The organism is Paenibacillus agaridevorans (assembly GCF_003112455.1).
Lineage (GTDB): Bacteria > Bacillota > Bacilli > Paenibacillales > Paenibacillaceae > Pristimantibacillus > Pristimantibacillus agaridevorans.
The window spans coordinates 320,466-333,644 of the sequence record NZ_BDQX01000036.1 but is presented as its reverse complement, the minus strand read 5'-3'; the positions used below and the strand labels follow the sequence as shown (position 1 = coordinate 333,644).

The following is a 13,179-nucleotide window of genomic DNA, read 5'->3' as shown; positions in this document are numbered from 1 at the left end:
AACGCTAGCCGCATTAATTGAACGAAAAAAAGCGGGCCGAGTCGGCCCGCTTCCGTATGTTCTAAAATTGCTTCATTGTCCTGACTTGCCTTGCGGAAGCAAAATGGAATCCTCCACTTTGATGCAGCGGTCCATGACAACCTCCAGCCCTCCCGCTTCCGCGATAGCAGCAGCTTCATCACTCGCGATGCCGAGCTGGAGCCACAACGTCTTCGCTCCGATCGCCACCGCTTCCTCCGCCACCTCCGGCGTATGCTCGCTGCGGCGGAATACGTTCACGATATCGACCGGAACAGGGATATCCTTGAGGGCCGCATAGGTCGTTTGCCCAAGAATAGGACCTTTTGCCGCCGGATTGACGGGAATGATCGTATATCCCTTTGCCTGCATCGCCTCGGATACCATGTACGAGACGCGGTCCTGCTTGTCCGACAAGCCGACTACCGCGATGTTCTGGCTTGCCTGCAAGATCTCCTTCAACCGTTCTCTGGTTGGATTGCTGAATGTCATGAATCGTGCACCTCCGTCTTGGATTAAATGCGGCAGCCGGCATGCTGACAGCTGCGCCTACAATCTACTGTACCCATTCCACGTTCGCGCCAAGCGCCTTCAGGTGGTCAAAATAAATCGGATACGACTTCGCCACATGATGCGCGTCGCGGATGCGAATCGGGGAATTGGAACGCAAGCCCACGATAGTCAGCGCCATGATGACGCGATGGTCGTAATGCGCGTTGATCTCTACGCCGCCTTCCACGCCTTCCGGTCTGCCATGCACAATAATTTCCGCTTGGCGTTCTTCCACGTTGGCTCCGGCCTTGCGAAGCTCGTTCAGGTAATCCGTAATGCGGTCGCATTCTTTGTAGCGCAAATTCTCGACGTTGTAGAACCGGGAAGTGCCCTCGGCAAATACCGCCGCCGCAACCATTGCCAGCACGGCATCCGTCGCGTGGTCTCCGTCGAATTCCACGGCTTTCAGCTTGCCGTTCCCCTTTACTCGGACGATATCGTTCTCGTGAGTCAGCGGCGCTTCCATCATACGCAGCACGTCGACAACGGCGCGTTCGCCTTGTTTGCTGTTTTCCACGAGACGATGAACGACGATGTCCGATTCCGTAACGGCTGCTGCCGCCAAAATGGCTGCGGAACCCGGATAATCGCCTTGCACGGAATACGTCTTGGCCGCATACTTCTGTCCCCCGGGAACGCGGAAGCGCATGTAATCCTCATCGGCATGAATGACGATGCCCGCCTGCTCCAGCACCTCCAAGGTCTGTCCTACGACGACCTTGGACTTCAGGTCGTGCAGCACTTCAATCTCGCTGTCCTCTTCCAGCAGTGGAGTGAGGAACAACAGCGCGCTGAGGAATTGGGAGCTGATGTTGCCTGATACTTGAATATGGCCGCCTTTCGGTTGTCCGCCTTGAATGCGGATCGGCAGCTTGCCCTCGCGGTGCTCGATCTTTACGCCCATCGCCGTCAATGACTCGATAAGGTCGTCATGCGGACGTTTGCCCAGCGAATCGGGGTAACGGTTTATGAACGTGACATCCGGGCATAACGAAGCAATCGCCATCAAGAAACGCAGGACGGCGCCGGCATTGCCCACATCCAGTTGTTCCACAGGCTTGGGATTGCGGCCGAAGCCCGTAATCACAATTTTCTCGTCGTCTTCTTCGACGATCGCGCCAAGATCGCGGATGCAGCGGCGCATGGCGTCGCTGTCTTCGCTGTGAGCCGGATAGTAGATCGTGCTTGTGCCTTCTGCAAGAGCAGCGACCAGCAGGTAGCGAGTCGTATAGTTTTTGGAGGAAAGCGCTTGAATTTCTCCCGCTAGACGGGGAGTCGGTGTTACGATAACATCCATCGGTTAAGTCTCCTTTGCCATTCCATTATTCGGTTGCATCGCCAGAGCCGCTTGAAGGACCAGGGGCGTTCCACTCGTTCTTGCATGCAATAATTCTCTCCGCCACATCCTGAACGGACAGGCCCGTTGTATCAATGGCAAGATGGGCGAAGTCGTAAGCGCCGCGGCGTTGTTCCAGCAGCTTGTATACCCGCTCGCGGGCATCGCCTTGCAGGAGGGGACGCTCCTCGTCCTTCGAGACGCGGGCGATAATGCTCTCGGCATCCGCCATTAAAGCAACGACGAGGCTCTTCTCCAGCATGATGCTTCTATTGGATTCGCGCAGCACGGCTCCGCCGCCTGTCGCGATAATTCCCGGTTGTTCCTTGTTAAGCAGATCGGCAATGGCTTCCGATTCCAGATCCCGGAACCGGCCTTCTCCATCGGTGGCGAATATATCCGATATGCTTTTTCCTGCGCGTTTTACAATCTCCTCGTCACTGTCGAGCCTCGCCCAGCCGAGTCTCGCCGACAGCTCGCGGCTGACGCTGGACTTGCCCGTTCCCATAAATCCGACCAGCACGAGCTTGTTCACTTCCATCTGAGCAATCATCCTTTGCCGTGTTTCTCTCGAAAGCAATTCTTCCATATCATATCATTTTTTTGCAGATTCGGTGTATAAAAAAGTTGGATTAGCCGTATGTATGTTAATGATGCAAACTTTATGCCGAGGAGTGATCCCATGATGAACAGTCCCACCCGTCCCATACACCCGACGGAGCTGCGAATCCGTACCATCCTGAGCCCGGAACACCCGCTCTGCCGCGACGATGTTGTATGGATGCTAGGTTACATTAAAAAAAAGGTGGCTGACGAAGATCCCGCATTCATGGATCTGTCGCAGCCACGTCTCATGAAAAACTTTTTATACTTCGCCGAAGCGGCCATGGCGCTCATCCAGCGCAGGCACTGCAGCGACCAGGAGGCGGACCGCCTGCGCGATTGGCTGCGCGAAGCGTCCCATGGCCTGGCCTGACAGCGCTAGCGATTAGGATTGAAGCCAGTTGAAGTGGAACGAACCTTCCTTGTCCACGCGCTTGAACGTATGGGCGCCAAAGTAATCGCGTTGCGCTTGCAGCAGGTTCGCCGGCAGACGCTCCGTGCGGTAGCTGTCGAAATAAGCCAGCGCGCTGGAGAATGCCGGTACCGGCACGCCGTTTGTTACGGCGGAAGTAATCACTTCGCGCCATGCGCCTTGGTACGACTCCACGATTTCTTTGAAGTAAGGATCAAGCAGCAGGTTGCGAAGACCCGGATCGCGGTCGTAAGCGTCCGTGATGTTCTGCAGGAAACGCGCACGGATGATGCAGCCGCCGCGGAAGATTTTTGCGATGTCGCCGTAGCGAAGATCCCAGCCGTATTCGTCTGAAGCGGCGCGCATTTGCGCGAAGCCTTGCGCGTAAGAGCAGATTTTGCTCGCGAACAGCGCCTTGCGTACAGCTTCGATAAATGCCGCTTTATCGCCCTGGAACGGAGCTTTTGCAGGACCGCTCAGCACTTTGCTTGCCGCTACGCGTTCTTCTTTCATAGCCGACAGGAAGCGGGTAAATACGGATTCCGTAATGATGGACAACGGTACGCCAAGGTCCAGGGAGCTTTGGCTTGTCCACTTGCCCGTACCCTTTTGGCCGGCGGAGTCCAAAATAACGTCAACCATCGGTTTGCCCGTTTCCGGATCGTATTTGGAGAAGATATCGCGCGTAATCTCGATCAGGTAGCTGTCGAGCTCGCCTTTGTTCCACTCGGTGAAGATTTCGTGCAGTTCTTCCGTGCTGACGTCAAGCACGTTTTTAAGCAAGTCGTAAGCTTCGCAGATAAGCTGCATGTCGCCGTATTCGATGCCGTTGTGAACCATCTTTACGTAATGGCCGGCGCCGTCCGGGCCGATGTAAGTACAGCAAGCGTCTTCGCCTACTTTAGCTGCAATAGCCGTCAGTATCGGCTCAACAAGCTCGTAAGCGGATTTCTGGCCGCCCGGCATGATGGATGGGCCTTTCAGCGCGCCTTCTTCGCCGCCGGATACGCCAGTGCCAATAAAACGGAAGCCTTTTGCTTCAAGCTCTTTGCTGCGGCGCTGCGTGTCGGGGAAATAAGCGTTGCCGCCGTCAATGATAATGTCGCCTTGATCCAAATGCGGCACAAGGGAGTCGATTGTTGCGTCCGTACCCGCTCCGGCTTGCACCATGATGAGGATTTTGCGAGGCACTTCAAGAGAAGCGACGAATTCTTCGATCGTGTAGGTTGGAACCAGGTTTTTGCCTGCGGATTCGCTGATAAGTTCGTCCGTTTTCTCCCGCGAGCGGTTGAACACGGAGACGGTGAATCCTCTGCTCTCGATATTGAGGGCAAGGTTTCTGCCCATAACGGCCATGCCGATAACGCCGATTTGCTGCTTAGACATGAGTTTCTTCCATCCTTTTCCAATATATTTTTAAGAGGTTGTTCAAAAAGTTCGCTTCCCATTACGAAGTAATCCTAGAAGCGTACTCGACGTCGAATATTGAATGCAGCCGAACCTTCCGGTGCTCACGTAGCTTCCACTACGCTCCGCTCCTCAGGTCCTAGCTTCATCCAATCTTCTCGGTACTGATAACCGAACTTTTTGAACTTGCACTTAAAGTCTTACAATAGCTTTATTCTACTCTTTTTACATCCGGAAGAAAACCTGATTGGCCGTCCTCATCCATAAGAATAACCGAGAGCAAGGTTGCGTTATTCTTATAGCAAAAAACGACCCTGCGCGCCGCACCGTTCCGGGCGACTGCATGATCGTTTCTTTAAAGCTTAAGATTTACTCTTCTCGCCATTCCCTCACAACTCTAGCTGCAGCATCTCCGAACGAAGCGCAACCAACCTTTCCTTAGATTCTGCAACCGCTTCCTCATTATGAGCCTCAAGCGCTTCGTGCAGCACCAGCAGCTCATAATCAAGCTCGAACCTCAGCACCGCCGCACGCTCTTCTGCGCGCTTCGATTGGAACGCCTTGATCATTTCCTCTATTGTCACGAAAGGTTTCTTTTGATAGATAATCCGATGCTCCATGCCTGACACCTCCACAAGTCGTATGATTTCGCCGAACATAATGTTCTCGATTACGATTTGCCGATCCTTGATTCGTTTAACGACTGCATGACCCCGTGTATCGTTAATCAATTTCTCCAGAAGCTCCGACAGTTTTTCGTCTTTGATCACATAATCGCCTACAATTTTGTAACGGGTGTTCATTCGGTGGAACTGAAGCTTCACGAGCTTCCTGCCGGTCCGAATGGAAACGAGGAACTGCCCTTCCGTCTCGCTCCAGTATAAGGAATAACCTTCCTGAATGAGATCCCGGATGAGATTTTGGATTTGCCGGCGTTCGAATCGCAGCTCCAGATTACAATATTCGACTTCGTAGCTCTTATTCACGGCAATCCCTCCCTTAACCAAGTGTTATTTGACGAAATGTTCTGACAATTTGTTCTTACCACTATCTTATACTTCATCTTATGTTCTGGCAACTTGGATTATTGACTAATTTTTAAGTCTGGGTTGCCCATTCTTCAATGCTGCCGGTTCTCCCCTCTCTCGCACCCTAGCTGTACCTATTCAGATAGGCATTTCCAATGAATTATGTTATAATCATTCTAAAATAATAAAGTTTCTCATCCATATCCCATTATAATGTTAGTAAGGAGAATACGCGAAATGACAATTACATCTGCCGACCATAAAAATACCGCTCACGCTCCGCTGGAAGGCTTCGCTGCCGCCGACTTTGACGTTTTTCAATTGGAAGGTCTCGAAGCTCGCATGAATGGCATACAGACTCTCATTCAGCCCAAATTCCGCGCCTTTGGCGAGCAAATCGTGGACGAGATTTCCCGGCTAGCGGGACGCGAGATGTACCTCCATATCGCAAAACACGCGAGAAGGACGGTGAACGCCCCCAAGGATACCTGGCTGTCGATCTGCGACAACAAGCGCGGCTACAAGTCTCATCCCCACTTCCAGCTCGGCCTGTTCGACGACCATGTCTTTATCTGGCTCGCCCTGATCTATGAGGTGCCCAACAAAAAAGCGATCGCATCCGCCTTTCTGGATCAGCTCGACGACGTTATCGAGACCGTCCCGTCTGACTTCATGATGTCGCTTGACCATATGAAGAAGGAAGCACAGGAAGTCGGAGAAATGGACGAAGCAGCCTGGAAGACGGCGCTCGTAAGATTTCGGGACGTTGGCAAAGCAGAGCTGCTTGTCGGCCGCCATCTCTCGGCGGACGATCCTGTGCTGCAGGATGGCGAAAAGCTGCTGCGATACGCTCTTAGCACCTACGAAACACTGCTTCCGTTGTATGAGCTGGCTTGCAACCGATCGCGATAAAACGAACCTCCTATTGAGTTCCGCGGGGCACATCGTATGCAGAGCAGACGAGCAAGCCGGAGAAACCAGCGCGCATGTGCTGATTTCTCCGGCTTGTTCTGTTTTTACTCAAGGTTAATTACAAGGGTTGCAGCATCAAACTTCCGTTCCCGCTGCCGCTTCCTTCATTAACGAATCGTTAGTTGCCTTTCGTTCCTTCCTCGATTTGCGGAAGAACAGCAGCTCGTATACACAAGGCACAATGATTAACGTCAGCAGAGTCGCTGCCGCCAAGCCGCCGATGACGACGATCGCCAGACTTTGGGATACGATGCTCCCGGATTCATGCGAGCCGAATACGAGAGGCAGCATCGCGCAGATCGTCGCAAGCGCCGTCATGATGATCGGCCTCATTCTTGTCGAGGCTGCTTCTAGCAAAGCATCGCGGATCGTCATGGATTGCTCGTTTTGCTTGACTCTGTCGATGAGCACGATGGCGTTCGTTACCACGATGCCAATTAGCATCAACGCTCCGAACATGGCTGTGAAGTCCGGCGTAACGCCGGAGACTAGAAGCCCTGTGACCGCACCGATCGCGGCTAGCGGCAAGGAGATCATGATCGCAAGTGGAGCCCGCAGCGTTTTGAATGTTAGAACCATGATCAGATAGACGAGACCAATTGAGATAAGAGCCGTCATGCCGAGGTCCGCGAAGTCGCCGGCCTGATCCGCGGAAGCGCCGCCTACCGAGAACTCCACGCCTTCTGGAAGCTGCAAGGCATCTGCCGCCTTGGAAATTTCGGTTCCTACCACAGACAGCTTCGCTGGATCTACGCTAGCGGTCACCCGCAAATAGGGTTTGCCTTCCTTATGGTAATACAAGGTGGGTTCTTCCGTCCGAATTAACGTAGCCACCGTAGAGACAGGAACCGCCCCTGCTTCCGTCATAACGGTAAGAGACCCAAGCTCGCTCTCCGACTGCGGATCGACGACAGGCTGCAGCCATACCGGCGTCTCGCTCGTATTCAACGATATGGAGCCGATAGGGACGGGATTCAACGCGAGCTGAAGCTGCTGGGCTATCTCTTCGCCGCGAGCCAGCTCCGGCTTGACCTGGAACGAATAGACCGGCTTCAGATCCTCCTGACTGCTCTCCACCTTCTCTACGCCTTCAATTTTCGCCAGAGCCTCCTCCAGCATGCCCGCCGCCTCGGCGAGTTTCGCCTCTTCGCCCGTCACGTCGACGAACACCGTCGTAGAGCCTCCGCCCATCATCAAATCCGTCGCGCCCGCCAGCAGTTCGGCATCCGGATATTCGCCGCCCTGAGCCCGAAGGGCATCAAGCGTCTTCTCCGCGTCGGCTCCTTTCTTCATGCCCACCAGATAAGAGATTAACGTAGGAGACGACACGGCTCCGAACTGGGCGTCATCAGAGCTGTTGCCGACGGACATCATTGTCCATTCCACATCGGCCCGCTCAACCAGATAGCTCTCCAGCTTCGTTCCGCCCGCCAGCACCTCATTCTCCGGCGTGTCGTTAGGATACTCCAACGTTACGCTTAAATTCTCCGCGCTGGAGGAATCCAACGCGGCTTTCGGCATGGTGACGTATGCGCCAACCGACCCGGCCAGCAGAACCACCGCCAGCGTTAGCGGTATCCACTTACGCTGCAAATTCCATGCCAGGAACTTCGCGAAGCGAGGCGCTCCTCCGTGCTCCTTCTCCTTCGTGCCTTTCAGCAGCCATGCACTAAGCAGTGGCACGACGGTCAAAGCGACAAGCAGAGAGGCGAGCAGCGAGTATGTCACCGTCAAAGCGAACGGCAGCAGGAACGCCTGCAACGAACCGCGTAGCAGCCCCATAGGCAGAAACACCGCTACCGTTACGATCGTCGAAGATGTAATCGCAGACGCGACTTCCCTTGTCGCGTCTGTTATAAGCGAGACGGAGAAGGCCTCCTTCTGCAACCTGCGGTATATATTCTCGATGACGACGATGCTGTCGTCCACGAGCCGTCCGACGGCAACCGCTACGCCACCGAGCGTAATAATGTTCAGCGAAACACCAGACAGCTGCAGCAAATAAAGTGTGATGCCGAGCGAAAGCGGAATAGATACGATCGTTACGATCGTCGCTCTGAAGTTGCGCATAAACAACAAGATGACAATAGTAGCGAACAAAGCGCCAAGCAGTACTTCGCGCAGCATGCTGTTAACGGAATGCTCCACGGATTCCGCGCTGCTTAGCAGTACCGAAACGTTTACGCCGCCGCCCTCCGCGCCAAGCTCTTCGACCTTCGCTTGTATGGACTTGCCGACCGACACCGCATTGGCATCGGCTGCCTTCGAGATGGTCAGCAAAACGGCGTCCTTGCCGTTCATGCGGCTGACATTCTCCTTCTCATTCGCCAGCGTCACCTCGGCGACATCCCCAAGCTCGACTCCGGGTAGAACGGTCAGACGCTTTAGCGTCTCCAGCGTGCCGATCGTTTCCGTAACGTTGAGACTGACGGCTTGACCGTCAATGCTTCTCTCACCAACCGACGCCTGTGCGCCTCTGCCCTGCAGCACTCCCATTAATGTCTGTACTGGAATGTCTGCATCTGCGAGCTTGTCAGCGTCCGGCTGAATGTGGATAACCGCCTTAGCTCCGCCCGATACGGATATTTGACCGGCTCCTTCGATGCCTTGCAGCTCGTTTTTAATGGCGGTCAGCCGCTCTTCGCGCTCTTGGCCGCTTACGCTCTCATCAAACGTAACCGTGACCCAGGAGATCGGAATCATCGATGTATGGAATTGGATGACAAACGGCGGCATCACATTGCCTGGCAGCGGAACGGCTGCTACCGCGCGCTCCACCTCCGCTTTCGCTTCCTTCATGTTCGTGGAAGAATCGAAGTTAAGACTGATCTGCGAGTATCCTTCCCCGGAAGTGGAGAACAACGACGTCTTGCCTTTCGTGAACATAACCGCCTGCTCAAGCGGCTCCGTGACGCGCTCTTCCATCGTCTTTGCATTGACGCCTTGCCCGATGGACGTAATCATAACCTGCGGATTATCCGCCGCAGGCAGGAACTCCATCGGCAGCCTTAAGTAACTGATAACTCCTACCGCCAGCGCCATGACGACCAATAACCCGATTGCCGCCTTATTGCGGAACGACCAACCTGTAATACTGCTCATGCTTTCCAATCTGCTCCTTTTCCGAAACCGGTTTTGTTTGTTTTGTCTTTACCATCATACGGGTAAGGAAAAACTTGCAAAAACGTCTCCAGACGGTATTATTGCCACGCCGTTAGCCGGAGGCAAAACAGGACTTTGGTCGGGGATACGCCTTGTTCGCGATGAAAACAGATCGGTGTCATCGACTTAACTCCGCGGAAGAAGCTCCTTCGAGGGAAATAGATCGGTGGCATCGACTTAACTCCGCGGAAGCAGCATCCTTCGAGGAAAATAGATCGATGCCACCGACTTAAATCAGCAAATGCAGCACTTTCGAGGATAATAGATCGGTGGCACCGACTTAACTCAGCGAATGCAGCACTTTCGAGGGAAATAGGTCGATGCCATTGGGGCCGGGGGGCGAACGGATTATTTTAGCGAAAACATCCGCTTTATTGGGCTAGGTCAGGGGCCGAACAGGCAAGCAACTTGGGTGAATGAAGTTTTATGTTTCATTGGGGTTACTCGAGTCAGACATGCGGCATACGAATCATAGTTTTAAAGCTCATTGGCTACTCGAACCAGCCATGCGGCAAATGAAACACAGTTTTATGCTTCATCAAAGACGCAAACATTCCCGTTAAGATCTGTTCGATTTTCTAACCGTTTTTATCTGCACATGAACAACTTGCTTACTTTCCCCAAGTCTTAAGTTTGCATAATTTCTTAAACTAAAAAAAAGCCCCCCATCGAGATGGGGAGCCAGTCTGTCATGCTCAAGGTGAAACGCATTGCCCCCTCTTTTGGCGGGTGCAGCGCGTTACACTCCGAGAAATATCGAGATAGTATGACGTGTTGTTTTCCTAATGTTTTAAAATAACGGTCTATCCTTCTGCCGATACGGTTCGCTCCTGTTCGTCCAATTGACGGAAACGGAATACGAACAGAAGAGCGGCAATGCATAGAACGCCTCCGATCAAATAAGGCAGACCTTCGCCAATCGTGAAAATAAACGATCCTAACAGAGGGCCCGCGATTCGTCCCAGACTATCCATCGACGAGCTTAACCCCGATGCAACGCCTTGTCCTACCTTCGTCTTCTGGGTAATGAGCGACGTTACGCAAGGACGGATCAGTGCGTTGCCGACTCCGAACACCGCGAGCGACAGAATCGCCCAAGTCAGCGAGTGCGCGAACAGCAGCAAAAAGAATCCTGCGGCCGAGATGATTAAGCCGATCACAATATAACGCGGCTCCTCGCCTTTCTTAATCCGCCTTCTAACGATGCCCCCTTGAACGAGCGCGCCGACGATGCCGCAAACGAAGAAGAGCAAGCCAACCTCAAGCGGCGTTACGTCGAACCGGCTCATCCCGAAAAATTGCAGTGTCGCTTCCATGCCCGCAAGCGTGAATGTCACGAAGAAGGCAAGCACGTACAGATGTTTGAGCGGTCCCTGGAATGCCGTCCACCGCGAAGTTCGCTTCTCGGCTGGTTTCTTGCGCTGCTCGGGTGTCAACGATTCGTTTAGCTTGAGCAGCGCGAGCACGAAAGTTAAGAGCGCCAAGCCGGCTGCCGCGAAAAACGGCGTTTCGTGCGAGACGACGCTGAGCAGCCCCCCGAAGCCTGGGCCGATCGTGAAGCCGAGACCGATCGACATGCCGACGAGCCCCATGCCCTTAGTTCGCTGCTCCGGAGGAGTAATGTCCGCCACATAGGCGACGATGACAGACGCGACAGCGCCCGAGAACAAGCCGCCGATCGCCCGGGAAGCGTACATAAGCGCGAGATTGCCCGAAGCGAGACCGAACAAGAGAAAGCTCGCGGCGAATCCAAGCAGACCGATCAAAATGATGGGCCGGCGACCGATCCGGTCCGACCAATTGCCCCAAAGCGGCGACAATATAAAGGATACCGCCGAGTATAACGCCAGCATCCAGCCCGTGTGAAGCTCCGCGTTCTCCGGGTCGGCATCCTGTATAATTTCCGGCATAACCGGGATGATAATGCCGAAGCCGATAAAAGTAATCATCAATATTCCCATTACAATGAGCAAACGCTTATCCTTCATGCCGTTAATCCCTCCACCATACTATCGTACCATAAGTAGGAACGGTGCAAGTATGAACAATTTTGTAACAAATACGATAAATCCCGCGCCTGGAGCGCCTTCTACAGATAATCTTTACTTGCAAAACCGCTTGTTTTTGTTATACTCAACTTTGTTTGTACATCTGATGAAAGGCAGGGATACGGCGATGGATCATAATAAAACCCCGCTCTTCACTGCGCTACGCGAACATGCGGCGCATAATCCCGTTCAATTCCACATTCCAGGTCACAAAAAAGGCGTCGGAAGCGACTCCGAATTCCGCGAATTTATCGGCGACAATGCGTTGTCGATCGATCTTATCAATATAGCTCCGTTGGATGACTTGCATCAACCGACAGGCGTCATTGAAGAATCTCAGAAACTTGCGGCGGATGCATTCGGCTCTGACTTTACTTACTTTTCCGTGCAGGGCACTAGCGGCGCGATTATCACGATGATTATGTCTGTCTGCTCCCCCGGCGACAAAATCATCGTGCCTCGCAACGTGCACAAGTCGATTATGGCTGCTATTATTTTCGCCGGCGCGAGACCTGTATTTATTTCGCCTGCACGCGACAGCACGCTTGGCATCGACCATGGCATCACGACCCGTTCCGTTCGCCGTGCATTGGAGCGTCATCCCGACGCCAAGGCCGTGCTCGTTATCAATCCGACTTACTTCGGCATCTGCGCCAACTTAAAGGAAATCGTCGATCTGGTTCATAGCTACGATATTCCGGTACTGGTAGACGAAGCTCATGGCGTGCTCATTCATTTCCACGACAAGCTGCCGATGTCGGCCATGCAGGCCGGAGCGGATATGGCAGCAACAAGCGTGCACAAGCTCGGCGGCTCCATGACGCAAAGCTCCGTGCTTAACATTCGCAAGGGACGCGTAAATCCGCAGCGTGTTCAGACGATCATCAGCATGCTGACAACGACGTCCACATCCTATATTCTGCTGGCTTCGCTCGATACATCACGCCGCAATCTGGCCTTGAACGGCCGCGAAATCGCTGAGCGTGTCATCGAGCTGGCACAGGACGCTCGACGCCAAATTAACGAAATACCAGGTCTGTACAGCTTCGGCGAGGAAATACTTGGCGGTGAGGCGACTTACGACTACGATCCGACCAAGGTCTCGATTCATGTGCGCCATCTCGGCGTAACAGGTTACGACGTCGAAAATTGGCTTCGCGACAACTATAATCTGGAGATCGAGCTTAGCGATATGTATAACATTCTTTGCCTAGTTACGCCTGGAGATACGTCGGAATCCGTAGCGAAGCTTATTCAAGCGCTTCGGGGCTTATCCGATGCGTTTCATGCAGGGGCCGAAGCACGAGAGTTAGTCGTTAAGATTCCTGAGATTCCTCAGCTTTCTCTTACTCCGCGCGATGCCTTTTATGCAGAAACGGAGGTCATTCCTTTCAAGGAGTCTGCAGGACGTATCATTGCCGAGTTTATCTATGTCTATCCGCCAGGTATTCCGATCCTGCTGCCGGGAGAGGTTATCTCGCAAGCGAACATCGATTATATTGTCGATCATGTTGAGGTAGGCTTGCCCGTCAAGGGTCCCGAGGATCGAAGCATCCAGTACGTGAAAGTAATCGTCGAAGAAACCGCCATCTCTTAATAAACCATATTTATTGTCAAGGTTTCCAGCTCATGCTATGATGC

At 53.3% G+C, this 13,179-nt stretch carries 10 protein-coding genes; 3 read left to right on the top strand and 7 right to left on the bottom strand.

What is annotated here, in order from left to right:
* Nucleotides 1-72: 72 nt before the first annotated feature.
* The 3 genes from PAT3040_RS03665 to PAT3040_RS03655 all read right to left on the bottom strand — a co-directional run bounded on the left by PAT3040_RS03665 (nt 73) and on the right by PAT3040_RS03655 (nt 2,447).
* Complete coding sequence (locus tag PAT3040_RS03665) at nt 73-510, bottom strand: CoA-binding protein (RefSeq protein ID WP_087567740.1); 438 nt, start codon at nt 508-510, stop codon at nt 73-75.
* Nucleotides 511-574: 64 nt separating this feature from the next.
* Entirely contained in the window at nt 575-1,867 is a 1,293-nt protein-coding gene (aroA, locus tag PAT3040_RS03660; protein WP_108991553.1) for a 3-phosphoshikimate 1-carboxyvinyltransferase, read from the bottom strand.
* Between the two features lie 25 nt (nt 1,868-1,892).
* Nucleotides 1,893-2,447: a shikimate kinase gene (locus tag PAT3040_RS03655; protein ID WP_087567738.1), complete on the bottom strand. Its 555-nt coding sequence runs from the start codon at nt 2,445-2,447 to the stop codon at nt 1,893-1,895.
* 141 nt (nt 2,448-2,588) lie between these two features.
* Here PAT3040_RS03655 and PAT3040_RS03650 point away from each other — a divergent pair, with 141 nt between their 5' ends.
* Nucleotides 2,589-2,882 carry a BRO-N domain-containing protein gene (locus PAT3040_RS03650; protein WP_087567737.1) on the top strand — a complete coding sequence of 98 codons (294 nt, stop codon included), beginning with the start codon at nt 2,589-2,591 and terminating at the stop codon, nt 2,880-2,882.
* Nucleotides 2,883-2,894: 12 nt separating this feature from the next.
* Here PAT3040_RS03650 and gnd read toward each other — a convergent pair whose 3' ends face one another.
* Entirely contained in the window at nt 2,895-4,307 is a 1,413-nt protein-coding gene (gene gnd, locus PAT3040_RS03645) for an NADP-dependent phosphogluconate dehydrogenase (RefSeq protein ID WP_087567736.1), read from the bottom strand.
* A 410-nt stretch (nt 4,308-4,717) separates the two neighbouring features.
* Complete coding sequence (locus tag PAT3040_RS03640; protein ID WP_087567735.1) at nt 4,718-5,314, bottom strand: YkzI domain-containing protein; 597 nt, start codon at nt 5,312-5,314, stop codon at nt 4,718-4,720.
* Nucleotides 5,315-5,593: 279 nt separating this feature from the next.
* Between PAT3040_RS03640 and PAT3040_RS03635 the strand changes: the two genes are divergently transcribed.
* Nucleotides 5,594-6,268: a DUF1054 domain-containing protein gene (locus PAT3040_RS03635; protein ID WP_108991552.1), complete on the top strand. Its 675-nt coding sequence runs from the start codon at nt 5,594-5,596 to the stop codon at nt 6,266-6,268.
* A 135-nt stretch (nt 6,269-6,403) separates the two neighbouring features.
* Here the strand turns inward: PAT3040_RS03635 and PAT3040_RS03630 are convergent, their stop codons facing one another.
* Together PAT3040_RS03630 and PAT3040_RS03625 are read right to left on the bottom strand one after the other, a co-directional pair.
* Nucleotides 6,404-9,430 carry an efflux RND transporter permease subunit gene (locus PAT3040_RS03630; RefSeq protein WP_108991551.1) on the bottom strand — a complete coding sequence of 1,009 codons (3,027 nt, stop codon included), beginning with the start codon at nt 9,428-9,430 and terminating at the stop codon, nt 6,404-6,406.
* Between the two features lie 863 nt (nt 9,431-10,293).
* Entirely contained in the window at nt 10,294-11,478 is a 1,185-nt protein-coding gene (locus PAT3040_RS03625; RefSeq protein WP_087567732.1) for an MFS transporter, read from the bottom strand.
* Between the two features lie 187 nt (nt 11,479-11,665).
* Between PAT3040_RS03625 and PAT3040_RS03620 the strand changes: the two genes are divergently transcribed.
* Nucleotides 11,666-13,135 carry an aminotransferase class I/II-fold pyridoxal phosphate-dependent enzyme gene (locus PAT3040_RS03620; RefSeq protein ID WP_087567865.1) on the top strand — a complete coding sequence of 490 codons (1,470 nt, stop codon included), beginning with the start codon at nt 11,666-11,668 and terminating at the stop codon, nt 13,133-13,135.
* Nucleotides 13,136-13,179 lie beyond the last annotated feature (44 nt).

What these genes read in the sequence shown, in the direction of transcription:
- PAT3040_RS03625 (WP_087567732.1), bottom strand. Translation starts at nt 11,478, where the DNA reads ATGAAGGATAAGCGTTTGCTCATTGTAATGGGAATATTGATGATTACT.
- gnd (WP_087567736.1), bottom strand. Translation starts at nt 4,307, where the DNA reads ATGTCTAAGCAGCAAATCGGCGTTATCGGCATGGCCGTTATGGGCAGA.
- PAT3040_RS03665 (WP_087567740.1), bottom strand. Translation starts at nt 510, where the DNA reads ATGACATTCAGCAATCCAACCAGAGAACGGTTGAAGGAGATCTTGCAG.
- PAT3040_RS03630 (WP_108991551.1), bottom strand. Translation starts at nt 9,430, where the DNA reads ATGAGCAGTATTACAGGTTGGTCGTTCCGCAATAAGGCGGCAATCGGG.
- PAT3040_RS03650 (WP_087567737.1), top strand. Translation starts at nt 2,589, where the DNA reads ATGATGAACAGTCCCACCCGTCCCATACACCCGACGGAGCTGCGAATC.
- PAT3040_RS03635 (WP_108991552.1), top strand. Translation starts at nt 5,594, where the DNA reads ATGACAATTACATCTGCCGACCATAAAAATACCGCTCACGCTCCGCTG.
- PAT3040_RS03655 (WP_087567738.1), bottom strand. Translation starts at nt 2,447, where the DNA reads ATGGAAGTGAACAAGCTCGTGCTGGTCGGATTTATGGGAACGGGCAAG.
- aroA (WP_108991553.1), bottom strand. Translation starts at nt 1,867, where the DNA reads ATGGATGTTATCGTAACACCGACTCCCCGTCTAGCGGGAGAAATTCAA.
- PAT3040_RS03620 (WP_087567865.1), top strand. Translation starts at nt 11,666, where the DNA reads ATGGATCATAATAAAACCCCGCTCTTCACTGCGCTACGCGAACATGCG.